The organism is Streptomyces xanthophaeus (assembly GCF_030440515.1).
GTDB lineage: Bacteria > Actinomycetota > Actinomycetes > Streptomycetales > Streptomycetaceae > Streptomyces > Streptomyces kutzneri.
Map to the genome: position 1 here is coordinate 376414 of NZ_CP076543.1, position 21462 is coordinate 397875.

15 protein-coding genes and 2 pseudogenes are annotated in these 21462 nt (G+C 71.5%); 7 read left to right on the forward strand and 10 right to left on the reverse strand.

Translation table 11 applies throughout. The features are described from left to right. Nucleotides 1-18: 18 nt before the first annotated feature. Together KO717_RS01705 and KO717_RS01710 are read left to right on the forward strand one after the other, a co-directional pair. Nucleotides 19-1344, forward strand: a complete 1326-nt coding sequence (locus KO717_RS01705) for a glycoside hydrolase family 18 protein (protein ID WP_301363969.1) — start codon at nt 19-21, stop codon at nt 1342-1344. Nucleotides 1345-1443: 99 nt separating this feature from the next. Then, nucleotides 1444-2640, forward strand: a complete 1197-nt coding sequence (locus tag KO717_RS01710) for a serpin family protein (RefSeq protein WP_301363970.1) — start codon at nt 1444-1446, stop codon at nt 2638-2640. Nucleotides 2641-2671: 31 nt separating this feature from the next. Here KO717_RS01710 and KO717_RS01715 read toward each other — a convergent pair whose 3' ends face one another. After that, a complete protein-coding gene (locus KO717_RS01715; RefSeq protein ID WP_301363971.1) occupies nt 2672-3070 on the reverse strand; it encodes a VOC family protein in 399 nt (132 codons plus the stop codon). A gap of 93 nt (nt 3071-3163) precedes the next feature. Here KO717_RS01715 and KO717_RS01720 point away from each other — a divergent pair, with 93 nt between their 5' ends. After that, nucleotides 3164-4174 carry a helix-turn-helix transcriptional regulator gene (locus KO717_RS01720; protein ID WP_301363972.1) on the forward strand — a complete coding sequence of 337 codons (1011 nt, stop codon included), beginning with the start codon at nt 3164-3166 and terminating at the stop codon, nt 4172-4174. Nucleotides 4175-4180: 6 nt separating this feature from the next. On the opposite strand, the pseudogene KO717_RS01725 reads toward KO717_RS01720, so the two are convergent. Next, nucleotides 4181-5056: pseudogene (locus tag KO717_RS01725) on the reverse strand (IS5 family transposase). Between the two features lie 69 nt (nt 5057-5125). Here KO717_RS01725 and KO717_RS01730 point away from each other — a divergent pair. After that, complete coding sequence (locus KO717_RS01730; RefSeq protein WP_301363973.1) at nt 5126-6331, forward strand: hypothetical protein; 1206 nt, start codon at nt 5126-5128, stop codon at nt 6329-6331. Between the two features lie 249 nt (nt 6332-6580). Here the strand turns inward: KO717_RS01730 and KO717_RS01735 are convergent, their stop codons facing one another. Then, complete coding sequence (locus KO717_RS01735; RefSeq protein WP_301363975.1) at nt 6581-7123, reverse strand: nuclear transport factor 2 family protein; 543 nt, start codon at nt 7121-7123, stop codon at nt 6581-6583. A 306-nt stretch (nt 7124-7429) separates the two neighbouring features. Here KO717_RS01735 and KO717_RS01740 point away from each other — a divergent pair. Then, a pseudogene (locus tag KO717_RS01740) lies at nt 7430-8121 on the forward strand (IS5 family transposase); the annotation flags it as partial. Nucleotides 8122-8140: 19 nt separating this feature from the next. On the opposite strand, the gene KO717_RS01745 reads toward KO717_RS01740, so the two are convergent. Together KO717_RS01745 and KO717_RS01750 are read right to left on the reverse strand one after the other, a co-directional pair. Continuing rightward, nucleotides 8141-9127: a PfkB family carbohydrate kinase gene (locus KO717_RS01745; RefSeq protein WP_301363976.1), complete on the reverse strand. Its 987-nt coding sequence runs from the start codon at nt 9125-9127 to the stop codon at nt 8141-8143. 2 nt (nt 9128-9129) lie between these two features. After that, a complete protein-coding gene (locus tag KO717_RS01750; protein ID WP_301363977.1) occupies nt 9130-9831 on the reverse strand; it encodes a bifunctional 4-hydroxy-2-oxoglutarate aldolase/2-dehydro-3-deoxy-phosphogluconate aldolase in 702 nt (233 codons plus the stop codon). 106 nt (nt 9832-9937) lie between these two features. On the opposite strand from KO717_RS01750, the gene KO717_RS01755 reads away from it, so the two are divergent. Further along, the gene (locus KO717_RS01755) at nt 9938-10717 is read left to right on the forward strand and encodes an IclR family transcriptional regulator (protein ID WP_301363978.1); all 780 of its coding nucleotides are present in this window, start codon (nt 9938-9940) and stop codon (nt 10715-10717) included. A gap of 127 nt (nt 10718-10844) precedes the next feature. Then, nucleotides 10845-12476 (forward strand): sigma-70 family RNA polymerase sigma factor, encoded by a 1632-nt coding sequence (locus KO717_RS01760; RefSeq protein ID WP_301363979.1) that lies wholly within the window; start codon nt 10845-10847, stop codon nt 12474-12476. A 43-nt stretch (nt 12477-12519) separates the two neighbouring features. Here the strand turns inward: KO717_RS01760 and KO717_RS01765 are convergent, their stop codons facing one another. From KO717_RS01765 to KO717_RS01785, 5 genes are all read right to left on the reverse strand, one after another. Continuing rightward, entirely contained in the window at nt 12520-13374 is an 855-nt protein-coding gene (locus KO717_RS01765; RefSeq protein ID WP_301363980.1) for an RNA polymerase sigma-70 factor, read from the reverse strand. A 65-nt stretch (nt 13375-13439) separates the two neighbouring features. Further along, on the reverse strand, nt 13440-14831 hold the full coding sequence (locus KO717_RS01770) for a glutamate decarboxylase (protein ID WP_301363981.1): 1392 nt from the start codon (nt 14829-14831) through the stop codon (nt 13440-13442). A gap of 85 nt (nt 14832-14916) precedes the next feature. After that, complete coding sequence (locus KO717_RS01775) at nt 14917-18117, reverse strand: SAV_2336 N-terminal domain-related protein (RefSeq protein WP_301363982.1); 3201 nt, start codon at nt 18115-18117, stop codon at nt 14917-14919. Then, nucleotides 18114-19160 (reverse strand): AAA family ATPase, encoded by a 1047-nt coding sequence (locus KO717_RS01780; RefSeq protein WP_301363983.1) that lies wholly within the window; start codon nt 19158-19160, stop codon nt 18114-18116. Before KO717_RS01780 ends, KO717_RS01775 begins: the two co-directional genes overlap by 4 nt. Then, nucleotides 19157-21460, reverse strand: a complete 2304-nt coding sequence (locus KO717_RS01785; protein WP_301374335.1) for a caspase family protein — start codon at nt 21458-21460, stop codon at nt 19157-19159. Before KO717_RS01785 ends, KO717_RS01780 begins: the two co-directional genes overlap by 4 nt. Nucleotides 21461-21462 lie beyond the last annotated feature (2 nt).

Below are 21462 nucleotides of genomic sequence, written 5' to 3' on the forward strand. Positions count from 1 at the left end.
CATCCGCAAAGGAAGCCCATGCGCCGCAGCATGCTCGGCAGGCTGGCCGTCGCCGCCTGCTCCCTCTCCCTGCTGACCGCCTTCGCGCCCGCCGCCGCCGCGCAGGCCGACGGCGGCCACGACCGTCCGTACAAGAAGGTCGGCTACTTCACCCAGTGGGGTGTCTACGGACGGGACTTCCAGGTCCAGGACCTGGAGGCGAACGGCTCCGCCGGCAAGCTCACCCACATCAACTACGCCTTCGGCAACGTCAGTCCCGAGGGCAGGTGCTTCACCGGGAACGTGCCCGGTGAAGCCGACGCCTGGGCCGACTACGTGCGCCCGCTCGACGCCGCGAACTCCGTCGACGGGGTGGCCGACACCGGCGAGCAGCCCCTCGCCGGCAACTTCAACCAGCTGCGCGAGCTCAAGGCCAAGCACCCCGGCCTCAAGGTGCTGATCTCGCTGGGCGGCTGGAGCTGGTCCACGCACTTCTCGGACGCCGCGCTCACCCCGGCCTCCCGCAAGGCCTTCGTCGAGTCCTGCATCGACCTCTACATCAAGGGCAATCTTCCGCAGGACGGCGCCCGCGGCGGCGCGGGAGCGGCCGCCGGCGTGTTCGACGGGATCGACCTCGACTGGGAGTGGCCCGGCTCCGCGGGCGACACCGACACGAAGTACCGGCCCGAGGACAAGCAGAACTTCACCGCGCTCGTCAGGGAGTTCCGCACGCAGCTCGACGCGTACGCGCGGAGCCAGAGGAAGAAGACCCCGTACGAGCTGACCGCTTTCGTCCCGACCGCTCCCGCCAAGATCGACGCGGGCTTCGACGTCCGCCGGATCATGCGCGACCTCGACTTCGTGACCCTCCAGGGCTACGACTTCCACGTCTCCGGCGAGCCGAGGACCGCCCAGCAGTCCGCGCTCCGCGCCCGGGGCGACTTCAGCGTCGACGGCACGGTGGACGCCTGGCTCCGACGGGGCGCGCCCGCGCACAAGCTGGTGATGGGCATGCCGTTCTACGGACAGGGCTGGACCGGCGTCACCGGTGGCGGGGACGGCATGGGGCAGCCGGCCACGGGCCCGGCACCGGCCACCTGGTCCGCCGGGTACGAGGACTACAAGGCGCTGAAGAAGCTGGCCGACTCCGGCACCTACACGCTGCACCGGGACCGGCGCGGCGGCCACGCCTGGCTCTTCGACGGCACCACCCTGTGGACGTACGACGACCCCCAGGTGCTGCGCGCCAAGACCGGGTACGTCCGCGAACACGGCCTCGGCGGCGCGATGTTCTGGTCGCTCGACGCGGACACCGCGGACGGCGTGCTGATGACGGCCGTCGACCGGGGCCTGCGCGGCCGCTGACCGGGAGCCCCGACACCGCCCGTCCACCCACCGACCGGCGCCGCCGGGCCGCGGAAAATCATCCGGCCCGGCGGCGTCCTTCCACATACGCTCCCCCGCATGAGGAACTCGACGGTACGGGCGGTCAATCGGCTGACGACGCGCTGGGCGGCAGCCGCGCAGGCCCCGGGCGGGAACACGGGCACGGTGTTCACCGCGGCCGGCCTCTGGCCGCTGCTCGCCCTGCTCGCGGACGGCTCGGGCGGCCCGGCCCGCGCCGAACTGGCGCAGGCCCTGGGCATACCCGCCGAGGCCGCGGGCCGGGCCGCCCGGGACCTGCTGGCCGCGCTGGCCGGCGTACGGGGTCTTCGGGCGGCGACCGGCCTGTGGACCGATGCCCGGCTCCCACTGGAGGAGGACTGGTCGGCGAAGCTCCCGGCCGGTGCCCGGGGGACGCTGACCGGGGACCCGGACGCCGATGCCAAGGCGCTCGACGCGTGGGCGTCGGACCGGACGGACGGACTGATCGGGCGCATGCCGGTGGTCCTGGACGAGAGCACCCTGATGGTCCTCGCCTCCGCGCTCGCGCTGCGGCTGCGGTGGATCCAGCCGTTCGACGAGTGGGAAGGGGAGCCGCGCACCGGCCCCTGGGCCGGGCGCCGCGTGCGCACGCTGTACCGCAGCACCTCGCTGCTCGACCGGGTCCGGGTGGCGCACGGCCCCTCCGGTGCGGTCACCCTGTTGGAGGTCGTCGGGGCGGCAGGCGTCGACGTCCACCTCGTGCTGGGCGAGCCCGAAGCGCCGGCCGGTGGCACGCTCACGACCGGGATCGCCGCCGTCACCAGGGCCCTCCCCGCCACGGGAGCGAGCCTGCTCCCCGACGGGCGCCCCGGTCCGGGACTGGCGGTCGGCACGGTGGCCGCCCACTCCCCCGAACCCCGGCTGGACATCGAGACGGTGGCCTTCGAAGTGCGGTCGGAGCACGACCTCCTGGACCACGCCCGGCTGTTCGGGCTGGAGACCGCCACCGACACGGAGCGCGGCCACTTCCCCGGCGTCAGCGCCCAGCCGCTGGCCGTCACTTCGGCACGGCAGTCCGCACTGGCCCGGTTCGACGCCGAGGGCTTCGAGGCCGCCGCCGTCACCGCCTTCGGCGTGGCGGCCGGCTGCGCGGCGCCGGCGCGGCCCAGGTACAGGGCCCGCCGGGCCGAGGTGCACTTCGACAGGCCGTTCGGGTTCCTGGCCGTCCACCGGACCTCGCGGCTGGTGCTGGCGGCCGGCTGGGTCACCGAGCCCGACGTTCCCCAGGTGTGTTGAGGGCTCCCGCGTGAGCGGCTGTGCCGTGGCGTCAGCGTGCGAACTTTTCCATGGCCGCCGGGGTGACGGGGGTGAAGAAGTTGACGAGGTTGCCGTCGGGGTCGCGGAACAGCAGCGACCGGTTGCCCCAGGGCATCGTGGTGGGCTCGGTGACGAAGTCGGTGACGAAGCCGGTCAGGTTCTCGTGAACGCGGTCCACGTCGTCGACGAGGAACTCGGTGATCACGCTGTGGTTGTCCGCCGGCCGGGCAGAGTCCGGGGCGAACAGCGGGACGGTGCGGGTGCCGGCGATCGCGAGGGTGGCGCCCGCGGTCCGGAGTTCGGCGAAGTCCTCGGTCGCCCACGTCGCCCGCGCCCCTGTGGCTCGCTCGTAGAAGCCGACGAGGCGCGCGACGTCGCTGGTGATGATGCGGATCGAGACGAAGTCCATGGGAATCTCCTTGGCTGTGCTGGAGGCGTACTCGTCGCAGGCTAGGAGAAATAGAGGACAGAATCGGTCCTGTATTCGCGTTAGGCTGCCAACATGCCTCGACCGACCGGCCGCGTACTGACACTCCTGGAGCTGCTGCAGTCGGGCGGCACCCGGACGGTGGCCGAACTCGCCGACCGGCTCGGCGTCGAAGGGCGCACCGTGCGCCGGTATGTGGACCAACTGATCGACCTCGACGTGCCCGTGGAATCGGTGCGCGGCCGCTACGGCGGGTACCGGCTGGCTCCCGGGTTCCGTCTGCCTCCGCTCATGCTCAGCGACGACGAGGCGCTGGCGGTGGTGCTCGGCCTGGTGGCGGGCCGCCGAGCAGGGTTGACGACGACGGAGCGCACGGCGAGCGAGACGGCGTCGGCGAAGATCCGGCGGGTGCTGCCCAAGCACATCGCCCGTCGGCTCGACACGCTCCTGGGAGCCCTCGCCTTCACGGATCAGCCCGGCGAGTTCGACACTCCGGACGCTGGGGTCCTGCTCACGATCGCCGATGCGGTGCGCCACTGCCGACCGGTCTCGATCCGCTACACCGACCGTGACGGACGGCGCAGCGAACGCACGCTGCACGCGTACGGGATCGTCGCCCATGCGGGCCGGTGGTACGTCACGGGCCAGGACGCCCGGATCGGCAAGGACCGAACCTTCCGGCTCGATCGCATCGCAGACGCGCGGACCCTGCCCGGCTCGTTCGAAGTGCCGGTGGGTCCCGGTCCGGAACAGCGCGTGTTGTCAGGGTTCGCCACGGCCGAGTACCAGCATGAGGTGACCTTGCGGATCCACGGGACCGTTGAGCAGATCCGCGCCCGCCTTCCGGCCGGCGTCGCGAGCCTGGAGGAGCACGAGTCGGCGGCCGGCGAGGACCGCGCGGCCGAGCGCTGGCTGCGCGTCGAGGTGCGGGCGGAGCGGCTCGACTGGCTACCCCCGATGCTCGCCTCACTCGACCGGCCGTTCGTCATCGAGCGCCCCGATGAACTCCGCGACCTCGTCATCGCGCTCGCCGATCGCCTCACATCCTGTGCCGCCGAGCCTGACCGCGAGGAACCGATGTCATGAGACGGCCTAGGCAGTGTCTGACAAATGATCACGGGCTGGTTCGCGGAGCCAGAGGATCAGCGAGGCCAGGACGACGCCGGCACGGTAGCGGTCGGCGAGCTTGTCGAATCTCGTCGCGATCGCGCGGAACTGCTTGAGGCCTGCGAAGCATCGTTCGACCACGTTGCGGTCGCGGTAGAGCTCCTTGTCGAAGGCGGGCGGCCGGCCGCCGAGGCGCCCTCGGCGTCGGCGGTTGGCTGTTCGGTCGCGGCGCTCGGGGATCGTGACGGCGATGCCCCGACGCCGCAGCAGATGCCGGATCGCTCGGCTGGAGTAGGCCCTATCGCCCAGGACTCGGGTCGGTTTCGTGCGTGGGTGGCCGGTGTCGGCTCGCGGAACGCGGATCCCGTCGAGGACCTGACCGAATGCGGTGGCGTCGTTGACGTTGCCGGGCGTGAGCACGATGGACAGCGGCAGTCCCCGGCCGTCGACGGCGAGGTGGACCTTGGTGGTCAGCCCGCCTCGGAACCGGCCGAGGGCCTGGCGCGTCTGCGAGCCGACCGGATCTTCCAGTTCGTCCCCGTCCGCAGCCCCCTTTTTCGTGCGCCGGCGGCGTGCTGGTGAGCACGGTTGATCGTGGAGTCGGCGGCGACGGTCCACTCCACCCGGCCCTCCGTGTCGTCGTGGACCCGCCTCCTAGCGGGCAAGCCGCTCATAGACAGCCTGCCACGACCCATACCGCTCGGGCAGGTCACGCCACGGAGCCCCGGTCCGCAACCGCCACAGCACGTCATTGACCACCTGCCGGTGATCACGCCACGGCCGACCAAGCCCATCCACCTGCGGCAACAAGGGCTCTATCCACTCCCACGCCGCCTCCGTCAACTCACCTCGACCCGCCACAAGATCATTTTTGGCCTTAGCATGGGCACGCCATCCCCCCGTGCCGTGTCCAGCCGACGGAAGACACCCATGCGCCTCCAGCGGATATCCGCCGCGACCGCGGCCCTCGCCGCGCTCACCACCCTCGCCACCGCCTGCGAGGACTCCCCCAAGCCGGGCCCGCCCGCCGCGAGCCCCTCCGCGAGCGCTCGGGGCGCCGCCCCCGCCTCCCCCACGGCCGCCGGCGCCGCGCCCGCCACGCTGGCCGGGGCGCAGGCCCACGTACAGCAGTACACGTCCTGCGAGAACCTCAGCACCGACCCGAACGACAGCCGGGTGCCGCTGAGCGGGTTCATCGGCGCCGGGGACTGGGGCATCACGGAGCGCGGCGTCTGCACGGACAAGAACGCGCGGGGCGAGATCGTCCTCTTCCTGACTCCGGACATGAAGGCCTTCCAGCAGGCCGCCAAGGACAACGCCGCGAAGCTGCTCGCCGAGGGCCGGGACAACACCGACCTCGCCAGCCGCACAGTCGTGGGCAAGGACTTCGCCCTGACCGCGCTCAAGACCGCCACCGCCGTGTCCCTGGTCGACCCGCCCAACTCCGACCTGCGCATCCTGAGCTGCAACCCCGACGTCTTCGTCCCGGAGGGGTTCAAGAAGGAGAAGGCCCTGGTCGAGGGCTGCTTCCTCACCGATTACGTCAACAGCCCCGACGGCCAGGGCAGCCCCCACCGCGGGGCGGTCCGCGACCCCTCCACCGAGGGAGCCGCGAAGCCGGGCCAGCCGTCCACCGGCAGCCTGGGCCTGCCGAGCGCCGGCAGCATCGCCGAACTGAAGAAGCTCGTCAGCCCGCACACGGTCGACTGCACGAGCATGACGGTCACCGACGAGCAGGTACAGTCGATCGACTACATGCCGGTCGTCGACGGCCCCGCGAGCGCTTGGGGCGTCAAGCAGCGAGCGGTCTGCGGCCAGCTCGGCGGGGAGCGGCGCGCGCACAACCTGAACTGGCTGGACACCGTCTCCGACATGAAGACCCTCCAGACCAAGGCCAAGGCGGCGCAGCTGGCCGACCTGAACGACGACGGGCGCCTCAAGGCCACTGCGAGCAAGCTGCTGGTCGGCACGAACATCGCCGTGGAGACCAACAACGCGAACGTCCGCCGCGGGCTGTACCAGCTCCAGTTCCTCTACCTGAACTGCGAGTCCGGCTTCACCGCGCCGGCCGGCTACCGGCTGGAGAAGGCCCAGGTCGAGGGCTGCGTCCTGACCAACTACGAGCGCCCGAGCTGACACACGGCCGTCCGGGGCGTGCGCGGCGCGCCCTGGGAGGGGTATCGACCGGGGTGTTCCGCCATCCGCGCACCAGAGGCACCAGGAGCACCAGGAGCACCAGGAGCCGCATGTCACTCTCATCCCGGAATTCGACGTCAATGCGGCGATGTGGAGGTTCCGTTCGGGGAGCCCCGGCGCGACGTTCCGCGCCGGTACGGATGCTGGTCGACGATCTACGACCGGTTCCGGGTTCGAGAGGATTGACCTTCACGGTTCGACATCGAGGCGGGGCGACGTCAGCTGGTTGAGGGGGACCCTGCCGTCCAGTACGTCCAACGGTGTGGTGATCACGGGCAGGCGCCGGACGATGTCGCCGTTCAGCAACTGCGTCTGCGCAAGCACCGCCGTTTGATCCCAGTAGATGCGCTCGCTCCGCACACGCGGGCCTCGGAAGTCCACGACGGCGATGACGGGTATACGGACCTGCTGCCCGGTGGGTGCCAATCCAGGCAGAACCCAGGGCACCTCGATGTCGTGGGTGAACGACACGATCATTTCGTCTACGAGGCTGTCGTCTCCCACCGTGCGGGATATCGAACGCACAGTGAAATCGTCCGGGTTCCGTCCGATGAACCAGCGTGCGTAGAAGTCCTTGACGCCGTCGTACCCCCTACCGCCCATGGCGGTCGGCACATGGACGACGATGGGGTCGTCGTCCATCGTGGCCATCGTAGCCTCCACGTCCTGCGCCACGAACTCGCCGGCGGTGTGGGCTTCCCAGATACGCTCCATCGTTGCGCGATCAGCCATGCCCGCTCCTGACAGTAGGCGTCTCGGCTGTGCGGGTGGCTCGGGTCTCGGGATAGCCGTACGCCGCTGCCCATTGCGCCGCATCCCCTTCTTCTGGACGCGAGGAAGACACCGCAGATTCAGGATAGGCAGGTGTGGGTCCGCGCGCACTCCTGGGCGTTTGCCGGGATCACGAGTCTGGACGTTCTGCTGCCCTGGCTGCATCCGGGGCGGTAGACAGGCGGGATGGCTCGGGGTGATCTCACGGACGACGAGTGGGCGGTGATTGAGCCGTTGCTGCCACTGGGCGAGCGCGGTCCGATTTCCCGGGCTCACCACCACGCCGCCGGGATGCTGCTGGACCCGGAACTGCTGGCGACGCTGGAGAACGCTGTCGCCGAGGAAAAGGGGCTTCTCCAAAGGGGCAAAACGCCTCGATAGTCGACCGGGACGAGGCGCCGGACGAGGCCCGTGAGGAGCGTCGGCGTCTGCGCCGGCGTCGCAAGGCCCGTCTCCGCGCTGCCGAACTGGGCCGTTCCCGTGGCGGGTTGACCAGCAAGGTGCACCTGTCGGCGGACCGCCGCTGCCGTCCGCTGTCCTTCGTCCTCACGCCCGGCCAGGCCGCCGACAGTCCCCGCTTCACCGCCGTTCCGGAACGCATCAAGGTGCGCGGGCCGGTGGGCCGCCCCCGCACCCGCCCCGACGCGGTCGCCGCGGACAAGGCGTACTCGTCCCGGGCCAACCGCGCCTACCTGCGCCGACGCAAGATCCGGGCAGTGATCCCGGAGAAGACCGACCAGGCCGCCAACCGCAAGAAGCGCGGCTCACGTGGCGGACGCCCCGTCAGCCACGATGCGGCCTTGTACAAGGAGCGCAACACGGCCGAACGCTGCATCAACAAGATCAAGGAATGGCGCGGGCTCGCCACCCGCTACGACTAGACCCCGGCCAGCTACCTGGCCGGACTCCACTTACGCGGAGCCGTCATCCGGCTCCGCAGCCTCCAGCCCGTCCAAAGATCTGAACTCGGCACACGCCCTAGGTGCCTTGGCCGGACCAGCGGTGGGCGGCGGCCAGGGCCGCCGTCTCGCCGAAGGCGGGGACGCGCCCGGTGCCGCCGCGGCCGGAGACCGAGAGGGAGGCGGCGGCGGTGCCGTACGCCACCGCGTCCGCGAGGGTGTCCCCGAGGGCGAGCCGGGCGGTGGCCGTGCCGGTGAAACAGTCCCCCGCCCCGGTCGCGTCCACCGGCTCGGGGTTGACGGGCACCGGCTGGTACGCCGCCCGCGAGCCGTCGTCCAGCAGCAGCCGGTCGGCGCCCGCGGTGACCACGACCGTACGGGCGCCCAGTGCGCGGCAGCGGGCTGCGGCGGTCCGCGGGTCGGCGGTGTCCACGAGGGCCAGCGCGTCGGCCGGGCAGGAGGTCTTGAGCAGCCCGGTCAGCGGCGCGATCCGGGCCAGCAGCTCGCGCGCCTCGGCCCGGCCGGTCAGCCGGGAGCGGAAGTTGGGGTCGTAGGTCAGGTGCCCGCCCGCCCCGTGCACGAGGTGGGCGGCGGCCAGTACGGCGTCGCGGCTGCTCGGAGACAGGGCGCCGGTGATGCCGCTCGTGACGAGCGCTCCGCAGCGGGTCAGCAGCTCGCGCCAGGACGCGACGTGGCGGGGCGCGAGGGTGGAACCCGCGCTGCGGGTGCGCCAGTAGACGAAGCCGCGGTCGCCGTCGGTGTCGGAGGAGAGCAGATAGGCGCCGTTGGGGTGCGGGGCGCGGCGGACGTGGGAGACGTCCACGCCGAGTTCGGCGGCCCGGTTCAGCAGCGGGACGCTGAGTTCGTCGTCGCCGACCACGGCGAGCAGGGCGGTACGGGCGCCGGCCGCGGCCGCGGCGGCCGCCGCGTTGAGGGCGTCCCCGGAGTAGGAGATACGGGCCGGGGTGCCGTCGGCGGCCTCGTGCAGGGCGGTACCCGCGTGGATCTCGACCAGGACCTCGCCGAGTACGAGGACGTCGTAGCGCGTGTCGGCCCGTCCGGCCACGGTCAGTGCTCCGTGGCGGGGTCGCAGGGTGCGCAGGACGGCGTGGCCGCCCCGGCGAACACGGCGGCCAGTTCGCCCGGGTCGGACGGCAGGCCGCCGCCGATCCCGACGGCGGTCGCGCCGGCGGCGAGCCAGTCCGGGACCTCGGCGGGCCGGATGCCGCCGGTCGGGACGATCACCGCACCGGGCAGGACGGCCCGGAGGGAGCGGACGAACCCGGGGCCGCCGACGTGCGCCGGGAAGACCTTGGCGGCTCCGGCGGCCCGGACGGCGGCAGCGACCTCGCCGGGCGTGAACCCGCCCTCGATGAAGACGGCTTCGCGGCGTACGGCCACCGCGCGGACCTCGGGGGCCGGGTAGGGGGAGACCAGGAAGGCGGCGCCCGCGTCGAGGGCCGTCTCCGCCTGCGCGGTGGTGGTGACCGTGCCGACGCCGACGAGCGCCGGGCGGCCGTGGAGGTCGCTCAGCGGGGTGGTGCGGGTGACGGCGGCGGCCCAGCCGGGGGTGGAGGTGGTGAGCTCGACCGCGCGGCAGCCGGCGGCGAGGAGGGCGGTGGCGTGGCGGACGGCCTCGTCGGCGTCGATGTTGCGCAGCACGGGCAGCACGCGCTGGGCCGCCAGCACGGCGTAGAGGTGCCCCGACGGGTGGCCGGTCGGCCGGCCGGACGTGTGGCCTGACGGGTGGCCTGACGGGTGATCGGGCAACGGATCCTCCCCTTCGCTCCACGCGCTTGTTCCACGTAGTGGAACGGCGTACCGTATGGCGGACCATATGGTCTAGACCCTACCCACGCCAGGAGCGCTCGTGTCAATGGATGAAGCGGCAGCGGGCGGGCGCGCGGGGCGGAGCTCCGCGGCCGGTTCCTCCGTGGAGAAGTCCCTGCGCGTCCTGGAGGCGGTGGCCGCGCCCGGCGGCCCGCACCGCCTCGCCGATGTGACGGCGGCGGCCGCGGTGCCCAAGTCGAGCACGTTCCGCATCCTGGCCTCGCTGATCGACCAGGGCTTCGTACGTCAGGAGGCCGACAGCCGTTACGGGGTGGGGCCGCGGCTGCGCGGGCTCTCCGCCCTGGTCGGCGCCGGGGAACCGGCCGGCATCGGGCACATCCTCGGCGAACTCCGGCGGGCCACCGGCCAGACGGTCCATCTGGCCCTGCACAGCGGGCGGACCATCACCTACATCCGCAAGCTGGAGAACGAGGACCAGTCCTTCCGGACGGCCTCCCGCGTCGGCATGCGCATGCCGCTGCACACGACCGCGATCGGCAAGAGCATCCTGGCTCTGTTGCCGGCCGAGGAGGTACGGGAACTGATCGCCGCGACCGGTCTGCCTCGGCGGACGCCGCACACGCTCACCACCGCACGGGCCCTTGACGCCCAACTGGCGGCGGTCCGCGCCCAGGGCTACGCCGTCGACGACGAGGAGAACGAGCCCGCCATCCGCTGCATCGGCGCGGCGGTCCCCGGTCCGGCGGGCCGGCCCGTCGGCGGGGTCAGCGTCACCACCGTCACCTTCCTGGTCTCCCGCGAGGAGACCGAGGCGTACGCGCCGGCCCTGCGAGCGGCCGCGGAGGCCCTCGCTCCGCTGCTGTGACCCCCCGGTGGAAGGCTCCGGAAAACTCTTCGGGAAAATTCTTCCGGATAACTGTTATCGACGCCCCCGTCGACGGTCTCCCATGTATCGGGCATCATCGACCGCCGGTACGGACAGGGAACATCACATGACTACTCAGCACACCGCAGCGCTCGTGGCAGCGGCACGCGCGGGTGACCTTCGCGCGCAGGACGAGCTCGTCAGCACCCATCTCCCGCTCGTCTACAACATCGTCGGGCGGGCCCTCAACGGGTCCTGCGACGTGGACGACGTGGTGCAGGACACGATGCTGCGGGCGCTCGACGGGCTGGGCGGCCTGCGCGTGGACGAGAGCTTCCGGTCCTGGCTGGTGGCGATCGCGATGAACCGCGTGCGGGCGCACTGGCAGGCCCGGCAGAGCGGTTTCGGCGAGAGCACGCTGGAGGCCGCGAGCGACGTCGCCGACCCGGGTGCCGACTTCGTCGACCTGACCGTCACCCGCCTCCAGCTCGCCGGACAGCGGCGCGAGACGGCCCGGGCCACCCGCTGGCTGGAACCCGAGGACCGGGCGCTGCTGTCCCTCTGGTGGCTGGAGTGCGCCGGGGAGCTGACCCGGTCCGAGGTGGCCAGTGCGCTGGAACTGTCCCCGCAGCACACGGCGGTCCGGGTGCAGCGGATGAAGGCGCAGCTGGAGTCGGCCCGCGTGGTGGAGCGCGCGCTGGACACCCACCCGGCGTGCGAGGAGCTGCGGACCGTGATGGCGGGCTGGGACGGGGAGCCCTCGGCGCTGTGGCGCAAGCGAATAGCCCGGCACGCCCGTGAATGCGTACGTTGCTCCGGCCTGTGGAGCGGGCTGGTTCCGGCGGAGGGACTGCTGGCCGGTCTGGCCCTGGTACCGGTCTCGGCGGCCCTGCTGGCGGGGATGAAGTCGGCGGGGGCGGCCGGCTTCGCCCCTGCGAGCGTCGCCTTCGCCGAAGGTGTCGACGGGGGCTTCGGCGGCGGCTTCGACGACGCCGCGACCCAGCTCACCCCGGTGGCCGACGTGGGCGGCGGTGGCCGCGGCGCGCTGCGCAAGCGCCGGCAGAGCCGCCGCCGGGTGATCGGCGGTGCGGTGCTCGCCGCCTGCGTCGCGGGCGGCGGGCTCGTGTACCTCGGGGGCCTGCCCGGTTCCGGTGACACGAAGGAAGGCGCCGCCGCGGCCCCGACCCCGCTGGCCGCGCTCTCGGCGACCGAATCCGCCGCTCCGCCCTCGGAGTCGGCCTCTCCCTCCGCGTCCGCCTCGCCGTCCCCGTCGGCCTCCGCCTCGCCGAGTCCGTCGGCGAGCCCGAGCCCGGCGCAGTCCAAGAGCAAGTCCCCGAGCCCGAAGGCCTCGGCGGTCAAGCCGGCGCCCGCCCCGCCGTCGGGCGTGGCCGGGCAGGTCGTGGCCCTGGTCAACAGCGAGCGGGCGGCGGCCGGCTGCGGCCCCCTCAAGGAGGACCCGCAGCTGCGTGCGGCGGCTCAGGGGCACTCCGACGACATGGCGGCCCGGGACTACTTCGATCACACCAGCCCCGACGGCAAGGACCCGGGCGACCGGACGACCGCGGCCGGGTACCGCTGGTCGACGTACGGGGAGAACATCGCGCGGGGCCAGCAGACGGCCCAGTCGGTCATGGACTCCTGGATGAAGAGCCCGGGCCACAAGGCGAACATCCTCAACTGCTCCTTCAAGGACATCGGCGTCGGCATCCACCAGGGCGCGGGCGGCCCCTGGTGGACGCAGAACTTCGGCGCGCGGTAGGAGGCGGCGCAGCGGTCGCCCGGCCCCGGCCGTCGGGGTCCCGTCAGGGCTGCAGGCCTCGCAGCTTCTCCGGGTTGACGGTGACGCGCAGTGCGGTGATCCGGCCGTCGGCGGCCTCGAAGGTCATGGCCCCGACGGTCGCGCCGTTGTGGACGAGCAGCAGGCCGGGCTCGCCGTTGATCTCCGCGGGGCGCATCGCCCCGTCGCTGGCTCCGGACTTGGCCAGGACGCCGAGCCACCAGCGGGCGACGTGGTCGGCTCCGTGCAGCGGGCGGCGGGCGGCGGTGACGACGCCGCCGCCGTCGGCCCAGGAGACGATGTCGGGGGCGAGGACCGTGAGCACCTCGCCGAGGTCCCCGCCGAGGCAGGCCTGCCGGAACTTCTCGACGATCTCGCGCTGCTCGGCCGCCTTCGCGGTGAAGCGGGGGCGGCGCGCCCGGACGTGTTCGCGGGCCCGGTGGGCGGACTGGCGCACGCTCACCTCGGACTTCCCGACGACCTCCGCGATCTCGGCATACGAATACCCGAACACCTCGCGGAGCATGAAGACCGCGCGCTCGGTCGGGGTCAGGGTCTCCAGTACGACCAGGACGGCCATGGAGACGGTGTCGGCGAGTTCGGCCTCCTCGGCGATGTCGGGCGAGGTGAGGAGGGGTTCGGGGAGCCAGGGTCCGACGTACGCCTCGCGGACGACCTGGGCCGACCTGAGCCGGTTGAGACTGAGGTTGGTGACGGTGCGCACCAGGTAGGCTCTGGGGTTCTCGACCGCCGTGCGGTCGGTGCGGTGCCAGGCGAGCCAGGCGTCCTGCACGATGTCCTCGGCGTCGGCGACGCTGCCCAGCATGCGGTAGGCCGTGCCGAACAGCAGGCGCCGGTGGTCCTCGAAGTTGTCACTCATGATCACCACGGTGTCATCCGCGGACCCGGATCATCAAGGGCGGTCGGCGGGGGGCTTCCTGGGTGTCAGTGGTGGAAGCCGGACCGCGGCGCGGCGGCCGCTACGGGCGGGGGCGTGGCCTTCAGGTGTTCCACGGCCGCACGCAGGTCGGTGACGAGTAGCGCCATCTGATCGCGGGTCACGCCGTGCCGGACGAGGACGCGTTGGACGACCGTGTCGTCGCGGTCGGCGGGCAGCGGGTACGAGGGCACCTGCCAGCCGCGCATGCGCAGCCGGTCGGAGAGGTCGTAGAGGCTGAATCCGGCGGTGTCGGGGTCGGCGAGTGTGTAGGAGACGGCGGGCAGGGCGCCCTGGCCGTCGTAGAGGAGGGTGAAGTCGCCCATGCCGGCGATCTGCCGGGCGAGGTACTGGGCGGTGTCGGCGCAGGCCTCCTGGACGCGCCGGTAGCCGGCCCGGCCCAGGCGCAAGAACAGGTAGTACTGCGCGATGATCTCACCGCCCGGGCGGGAGAAGTTGAGGGCGAAGGTCGGCATGTCGCCGCCGAGGTAGTCGACGTTGAAAACGAGGTCGGCGGGGAGCAGGTCGGCGGTGCGCCAGACGATCCAGCCGACTCCCAGCGGCGCGAGCCCGTACTTGTGACCCGAGGTGTTGACGGAGGCGACGCGCTCCAGCCGGAAGTCCCACACCACGTCGGGGTGGAGGAAGGGCGCCACGAACCCGCCGCTCGCACCGTCCACGTGGATGGGCACGTCCCAGCCGTGCTCGGCCTGGATCCGGTCGAGCTCGGCGGCGATCTCGGCCACGGGCTCGTAGTCGCAGGTGTACGTGACGCCGAGGATGGCGACGACGCCGATGGTGTTCTCGTCGACGTACTCGGCGAGCTGATGGGCCTGGAGACCGGTGGCGCCGGCCTCGATCGGGACCTGGCGCAGTTCGACGTCGAAGTAGCGGGCGAACTTCTCCCAGCAGATCTGGACCGGGCCGCACACCAGGTTGGGGCGGTCGGTGGGCAGACCCTCGGCGCGGCGGCGCTCGCGCCAGCGCCATTTGAGGGCGAGGCCGCCGAGCATGGCGGCCTCGCTGGAGCCGGTGGTGGAGCAGCCGGCCGCGGTGGTGCCGGCGGGCGCGTTCCACAGGTCGGCCAGGATGTTGACGCAGCGGGACTCGATCTCGGCGGTCTGCGGGTACTCGTCCTTGTCGATCATGTTCTTGTCGAGGCAGACGTTCATCAGGCGGTGCACGCCCTCGTCCGACCAGGTGGTGCAGAAGGTGGCCAGGTTCTGGGCCGCGTTCCCGTCCAGGAGCAGTTCGTTGCGCAGCAGCTCGTAGACGACCTCGGTGGGTGAGTGGTCCTCAGGAATCCTGTACTTGGGGAGGATCTGGCCGCTCAGCGTGGACGTGAACACGTCCGTGTCGGCGTCCTGAGCGCGTGCGTCCTTCGTCTCATGAAGAGCCATATCGGGACTATAGGTGCAAAGCCGACCTTACGGCGGACGCTGTCGGTGTCGGTGGCTGCGAGGCGGATGGAGGCCGAGGCCGTGTTCAGTGAAGGGTCAGCCCGAACTCGGCCGCAACGCGCTGAAGCCCCTCGGTCTCCGGCAGGACCGGCTGCCTCTCAGCCTCGCGGACGTCCACCCCTTCGAAGATCCCCCAGCACCGATGACCTCCGAATCGCGAGCGGAAGGTGATGCCGTGGATGCGGCGCTCACCGGCGGGTGCCCGCTGTGCACGTGCCCACGTACCGATTCCTTGGGTGATCCTTCGCTCGAAGCCGTTCATGTCACCTGCCGTCAGTCTCTCCACTCCGAGGGAGTCCAGTTCTGGGCGGAGCACACGGCTGAGCACCTGCAGGGTGGTGTCGTCGGTGACGTCGAGAAAATGGGCGTCCGGTGGAAGCAGCAGCCGGACCAGTACAAGCCGCGCCCGCCAGTCCCTCGGGATATGACCGGGCGCCAGAAACCCGGCATCGGTATTCCAGTCTTCCCCGATAATGTCTCGCACGTCCGGAGCGACCCGAAACGAAGCGAGTGCTTCGGGGAAGCAGCCGTCGATGTCCGAGGCACAGTACAAAGTGCCCTGGTTCGGCCCGCTCCAGCGGTCTTGGGCGCCCGACGCCCCGGAGTCGTCAAGGGTGTAGGAGAACTTCAGCGGTTCGCGTGACCTACCCAGCCGCCAGATTCCGTGGTCGGGGGCCGGAACCAGCATGATTTCGGCCTTGCCAGGCGCAGGAGCAGCGGAACCGTGTGACCTTCCGGCCTGCTCCCTGAGGGTGTCCAGGGCAGCCCAGCGGCGCTCCCATCGTTGCACCTCGGAGTCCCGGAGAGACGCCCTCTTGCCGTATTGGTCGAAGGACAGCAGCGCTTGGACCAGGGCGAGGAATGTGCGGTGCGAGGGGAACGATCTGCCCCGCAGGGTCCTGCTGATCGTCGCCACTCCCAAATGATCCCCGCGGGATGTCATCATCTCGATCTGACGCAAGGTGGGGTTGCCCCCGGAGAGGCGCAACGCCGTGAGGTCGGCGGCAAGCAAGGCCAGTTGGGCCGCGAAGTCTCCGTCCCCCTTGCGGAGCTCGGGTGCCTCGCCGGCACGGAGGAACGTGACGGCTGCCTCGGGAACCGTCACCGGCTCCGGCTCGGTACGCGGACGCGGCTCCTCGACGAGCAGATAGACCGGTTCCCTGCCGTTGTCGAAGCGGATCGCGTGCAACGCTTCGCTGCCCCGGAGCTCCGGCCCGTACAGCTCGACCATCAGCCGTTCCGAGGCTGCGGCACACCACAGTTGCCCGTCCCGGGAAGGGTGACGGCTGACGGAGTCCAGTACGCCGAGCAGCGTCGAGTCCGGCGACTCACCCGGAGGACTGAAGTCCATCGCGACACGGACCGGGCCCCACCGGGCCGCCGCTCCGGTCTCGTCCTGCTCCAGCGCGTGCTGCAGGCAGGCGAGGAACGTGGTCAGCAGCAGGGGTTCGGCACGGTCCACGGGGAAGAGGACACGGACGGTTCCGGACCGGGGGACGCCGACCTCCAGGCCGGCCTCGCGGAGGGAGGTCCCATCGATCATGTCCCGCAGCAATTGCGCCAGACGGTACACCTCGCTGTCGGCGGACACGGCGAGGTGGATCCGTGAATCACCTCCCCTCGCCGCGGCCGGCCGCTCGACCGTAGCCAGGGGCAGGGCGTGACCGTCCGCGCGCAGGACGCCCGAAGGGTCGGAGATCAAGGCCATGCCCGCTGCCGCCGTGGCCTGCCGGCGGGCCAGGTACCGGGTCACACCCTCCAGGGTGGCCTGCTCCTCCGACCGTTTGATCAGCTCCCGCAGAGAACTGGCGACCTGCGGCGGGTAGGCGTAAGTACGGCGGTTCCAGGCGAGTGGCTCGTGCGGGTCCCGCCGGTCCTGATCCTCCTGTGGCCCCGCCGGTTCCCGGTGGTGGGGGCGCAGGAGACCGGCGAGGAAGACCTCGGCCAGGTGTTCCGGCCTCGATTCCGGCACGGCCGAGCGCTGGACGAGCCGCATCAGGGGGATGGTCAGGGCCGAACCGGCGCAGGCGAGGTGGGCCGCCAACCGCTGGGCCGGCAGCGAGGCGTATCCCAGAAAGTCCTCGAGAGCCTGCTCAGCCGTCTGGGGATCTGCGTCACCGACGGCACCGTCGGGTACCCGGCCGTCGTCACCGCGGTCTTCCACGATGTCGCCCCGTGCACCGTCCCACGGAACCCCTAGGTCGACGACAGGCAGTGCTGCTTCGCCGGCGGACGTGCCCACCAGCCTGGCCCAGGCCGTCGCCGATGAACCCGAGACGGCGTCGATCACGGGAATCGCCATCCCGGGCACGGGAAGCAGCCCGCCGGGGATCCGGGGATGCCTGAGTGTCAGGTTGCGGTTCGACGTGCCCGGCCGTGCGGCGGAGACCATGAGTCGCGTCGTGGGCAGCCCGGTTTCCTGCCACGTGTGCTCCGGGAGTACCTGGAGGACGGCCAGCGGCCCTCGCCGTCCCCACACGTGCAACATGCGTTGCGCTGCGCCCGTGGACCATGCCTCGCTCACGGCATCGGTCAGGACGAGGACCAGGTGGCGCTCGCCTCCCACCGTCGCGGTACGGGGAGCGCCTGGCCGGAAGGGCTCTGCCGTCAGCCGGATCGCGTCGCAGCGGTCGGTGTTCATTCCGAGGAGGCGGGTGCGGCCGAAGGCACGCAGACGGTGAAGTGCCTGGTAGAGCTCGTACGCCGCGTCGTGCCAGATCGCCATGGACAGTCCGTCGTCGACCACCAGGGTCACGTCGAGGAGCAGCTCTCCGGCCGGGCGCAGCGCGACGTCGGGGAACCCGTCCGCGATGGCGGAGATCGTGCCGGCCAGATCCAGCTCATGGCGGACACGGGAGCGGACCGTGGTGCGCAGGGGACGCAGCGACCGTTCCAGCGAGCGGAGGTCCGGCAGGGCCTTGGGGGTGCCGATGCGCAGGTGCGTGACGGCTGGCCCGGAGGCACCGGGGCCCTCTGCGGTGGAGTACAGCGCCCGCTTCCGGTGCGTGGACGGTGGCAGGCCGACTTCGAGCGGCTGGGTGTGCTGGATCCGGCGGTCGTACGGGGTGTTCCGGGAGCTGCCGGGGCGGGCATTGCCGTCCGCAGGCTGCGTGGGTGCGGTCCGGAGCGGCAGTTCCTGAGTGGCGAGCCAGATGATGTCAGCGAGCTCCTCGGGCTCGGGGTCGTAGCCGGCTGCCCGTAGCGCTTCGCGGAGCCGGGCGATCACGTCAGGGCATCCGCGTCGTCCAGGGGGCGCAGTACCGCTTCGAGGACATGGGGGTCCAGCGCGACGTTGGACAGCCGCAAATGGATGGCGTTCAGCAGTTGGTCGGTGGCCAGTCGTCCGTCCTGGCCCGCCTGGCTGAACCTTGTGATGAGTTGCTGGACGGCTGCCGTGGTCTGTTCGTCGGCGGTGGCGAGGTCCTGGGCGAACTGCGCTTCGACCACCGAGGTCAGGTGTTCCTGATCGGGGTCGTCGAGAAAGAGCCGCACGCAGCGGCGCAGGAACGCCGGCGGGAAGTCGCGTTCGCCGTTGCTGGTGATGACCACGACCGGGAACTCCTGGCAGTACACCCATCCGTTCGATACTTCGCCGGCGCCCTGTACCTCCTCGCACGTGTCGTTCCCCTCCGCACCGCTCCCGTCGTTCGCCGCGGGGGGACGGTGTCGGGCGGTGCGGGCGACGCCTACGCGTGCGTGCTGCTGTCCGGTCGCGCTGGAGTGCCTGCTGAGTTCCGGGATCTCGAACGCGCCCTCTTCGAAGACCGTCAACAGGTCGTTGGGCAGGTCGATGTCGCCCTTGTCCAGCTCGTCGATGAGCAACACGCGCGGCCGTCCCGGCGAGGCGGCAAGGGCGGTGCCCAAGGGGCCGAGTGTGATGTAGTCCTCGACCGGCCGGGAAGGTGTGCCCTGACGCTGGTGCAGGGTGGCATCCCGGAGCCGGGCCACCGCGTCGTAGCGGTAGAGGGCGTCACTCAGCACGGAACGGGAGTTCACCGGCCAGTGCAGGACGTCCCCGAGGCCGAGGTCATCCGCGACGGCGTGGGCGAGGGAGGACTTGCCCACGCCGGGAAAGCCCGTGACCAGCAGGGGGCGGCGCAGGTGCAGTGAGGTGTTGACGATGTCGATGTCCTGCGGACGCATGATGTACGGCGGCCTCTTGGGGCGGTGGTCACCGAAACGTCGCCAGGGCGGCCCGGGCGGCAGACGGACGGGAAACGCGTCGTGCGGGCCACGGAAGAGCGCCCCGGGGCGGTCGTCGGTGTTCATGGACGAGGAGTCCTTCCTGGAGAGCGGGGTCGCATGCGCGGGAGCAGGCGGCGGGGATCGTCCCAGAGCAACACGAGGCCGCTGCCGGCGTCCTTGGGCGAGTCCCCGCACCCGGCGCGCAATTGCCTCATTTCTTCCGGCAGATCACGAGGGTGCACGACCTGCCGCAGCTGCGTCAGGTCGTGCGTGGCGCGGTGGTCCCCGAGTCGGCGGTGCCAGGCCATCACCGGCACTCCGGCCTGCGCGCAGTAGGTCAGCGCGGGCGTGAACTCCGCATGTGGGCCGGTGAGCTCGACGCACCCGGCGAGATGACGGTCCTCCAGGGCGGTCTTCAGACGGGACAGGTCCAGGGCGTCGTTCCGCAGCCAGTGGTGGTCGCCGGCCGCGGTGTCGGTGACGCACGCGTCCCAGCGAGCTGCCCAGTCCGTGCGGCGCTGTGCGTACCGCACGACGACCGGTGCGACCGTGCCCAGGGGGACGTTGTCGACTCCTTTGTGCTGCACCGGGATGCGTTCCACCTGCAGTTCCAGCTGCCCGACGGGCAGGAAGAACTCGACGCCGAGGTTGACGTGCCCGTCGGCCAGATGCGGTTCGACAGCGGCACCGACTCGGTACTGGGTCTCACGCCAGGAATGGAAACCACGGCTGCCGCCCACGCTGCACGAACCGCTCACGGCGTCGACGATCCAGGCGGTGAAGGCGTAGCGGGCCGCACCCGTCGTCCCCGGCTGGTCGACCTCCAGCTGGACCATGATCCAGGTCTTGGCGGCGCGGCGGCGGACGCAGTCCTCGACCGCGGCCTGCGTCTCGGCGTCCAGCGTGGCCGGGGTCCTGCCGATCCGGTGGGCCACCTCCCGGTTCCAGGCCCGGAGTGCGGTGCCGTCGCCGCCGCACGCATCCGCCTCGGCCGCCGCCAGACAGACGAAACGCAGGAGGGCGGGCAGCGCGTCGGCTTCACCCGGTGCACCGACCGCCTCCAACGCCCGGACCGATGCTCCGACATCCGCGGACGGGTCGGCGAGGTGGTGTCGGAGCCTGCGGTCACACCGTGCGGCCGCGACCACGTCCGGCACTTCGGCCGCTTCGAGGGCCCTCACCAAAGCGGTGTACTCCGTGTGCGTGAGGAACTCGTCCGGGCGCACTCGCCGCGCCGCCGCGCGCAGGGCCGGTGCGAGCTCCCGCACCGCCTGAGCGTGATCCTGCGCGGAGTCCCCCGGAGATCCCTGGCCGGCGGGGCCGGTCTGTGCGAACAGTTCGTCCATGAGGGTGGGCAGTCCGTGAGCGACACGGCCGGCGGCGGTGACGAGCTGTTCGGTGGAGCACACACCGGCGCCGTCGCTCACGGAGATCACCACGGGTATCTGCGCGGCAAGGCGTTCGGCGCATGCGGCCCGTGCCGCCGAGTCCGGCAGTGCGGTGTCGAGCAGGGCCGCCAAGTCGCGCTCGTGCTCGGTCGGGGGAAGGACGAACTCCCCGGTGATCCGTGTGCGGCCCTCCCAGTTGCGCCGTAGCAGGCTCGGCTTCTGGAAGGTCTGGTTGTCGTCGCGCAGCGCGGCGAACGCCTGGTCGACCTCGTCACTGACGCGATGCAGATCCGGGAGGACGTCACCGCTGCCGTCGTCGAGGGACCTGAGGAGGGTCCGGGGGAAAAGGCCGGTCGCCTCCCCCTCACGTACGGCTCCGGTGCGGACATTGCGGGCTTTCTGGCCCGTACTGGAGGCATGCATGATGAACAGGCCGCGCTCGGCGACACGGGTGGAGGTCACGGTGACGTCGATCACGGCGACATCGAGACCGGCGGGCTGGTTCTGGCACGCATTGACCGCGACCGCGACCTTGGGCACCCCGCGCCCGCCGTCCCTGCCCACGCGTCTTGCCTGCAGGGCCAGTTGGAGGGCGTCGACGCCGATGGCCCGCTTCGTCACCACCGAACTGTCCGCGAGGAGCAGCACGTGGCTGCCGTTGCTGTCGACGACACCGTGCCCGGACCAGAACACCCAGAGCAACTCGGCGTCCAGGGCGACCATCCCCTCCTGGACGTACCGGGCGACCACGCCCGAATCGGCCTCCCTGGTCTTGACACCCGCCGGCAGCAGGCTGGTGCCGTCCGCCCGATGGAGGCTGCTCTCGAGGGCGGAGGCGAAGAAGGTGACGTTCTCTGCCGGCACGCCGCAGGTGTCGACCAGCCACGAAACGAACGCGCAGGCGTCGGCGAAGGGACCGGACACGTTCCAGGCCCGGTCTTCATAGCGTTCGACGGCGACGACCAGCGCGTGCGTCCGCGCCGGGTCGACCGGCACTG

What these genes read in the sequence shown, in the direction of transcription:
- KO717_RS01705 (WP_301363969.1), top strand. Translation starts at nt 19, where the DNA reads ATGCGCCGCAGCATGCTCGGCAGGCTGGCCGTCGCCGCCTGCTCCCTC.
- KO717_RS01710 (WP_301363970.1), top strand. Translation starts at nt 1,444, where the DNA reads ATGAGGAACTCGACGGTACGGGCGGTCAATCGGCTGACGACGCGCTGG.
- KO717_RS01715 (WP_301363971.1), bottom strand. Translation starts at nt 3,070, where the DNA reads ATGGACTTCGTCTCGATCCGCATCATCACCAGCGACGTCGCGCGCCTC.
- KO717_RS01720 (WP_301363972.1), top strand. Translation starts at nt 3,164, where the DNA reads ATGCCTCGACCGACCGGCCGCGTACTGACACTCCTGGAGCTGCTGCAG.
- KO717_RS01730 (WP_301363973.1), top strand. Translation starts at nt 5,126, where the DNA reads ATGCGCCTCCAGCGGATATCCGCCGCGACCGCGGCCCTCGCCGCGCTC.
- KO717_RS01735 (WP_301363975.1), bottom strand. Translation starts at nt 7,123, where the DNA reads ATGGCTGATCGCGCAACGATGGAGCGTATCTGGGAAGCCCACACCGCC.
- KO717_RS01755 (WP_301363978.1), top strand. Translation starts at nt 9,938, where the DNA reads ATGGATGAAGCGGCAGCGGGCGGGCGCGCGGGGCGGAGCTCCGCGGCC.
- KO717_RS01760 (WP_301363979.1), top strand. Translation starts at nt 10,845, where the DNA reads ATGACTACTCAGCACACCGCAGCGCTCGTGGCAGCGGCACGCGCGGGT.
- KO717_RS01765 (WP_301363980.1), bottom strand. Translation starts at nt 13,374, where the DNA reads ATGAGTGACAACTTCGAGGACCACCGGCGCCTGCTGTTCGGCACGGCC.
- KO717_RS01770 (WP_301363981.1), bottom strand. Translation starts at nt 14,831, where the DNA reads ATGGCTCTTCATGAGACGAAGGACGCACGCGCTCAGGACGCCGACACG.
- KO717_RS01780 (WP_301363983.1), bottom strand. Translation starts at nt 19,160, where the DNA reads ATGAACACCGACGACCGCCCCGGGGCGCTCTTCCGTGGCCCGCACGAC.